The organism is Streptomyces sp. URMC 124, from assembly GCF_051386455.1.
In the GTDB taxonomy this organism is placed as follows: domain Bacteria; phylum Actinomycetota; class Actinomycetes; order Streptomycetales; family Streptomycetaceae; genus Streptomyces.
Map to the genome: position 1 here is coordinate 1 of NZ_JBPQTS010000594.1, position 245 is coordinate 245.

Genomic DNA, 245 nt, shown 5'->3' on the forward strand with positions numbered 1-245 from the left:
CGCCTGCTGCTGGCCCGCCAGCGCGTCGTCATCCTCGACGAGGCGACCGCCCACCTCGACTCCACCTCCGAGGCCGCTCGTCCGAGGCGCGAGGCGCTGCTAGTCGGCCTGCCGGACGGCCAGGGCAGCACGCTTGACGGCGGCGGCCACGGAGTCCGTGGCGCGCGGGTTGAAGACGCTGGGGATGATGTAGTTCGCGTTGAGTTCGTCTTCGGCGACGACGTCGGCGAGGGCGCGGGCGGCGG

General features: G+C 73.5%; 1 protein-coding gene. It reads left to right on the plus strand.

Annotated features, from left to right (window positions below):
* A partial coding sequence (locus tag ACSNOG_RS33815; protein ID WP_436756490.1) for a hypothetical protein occupies positions 1 to 245 on the plus strand: 245 nt, incomplete at both ends.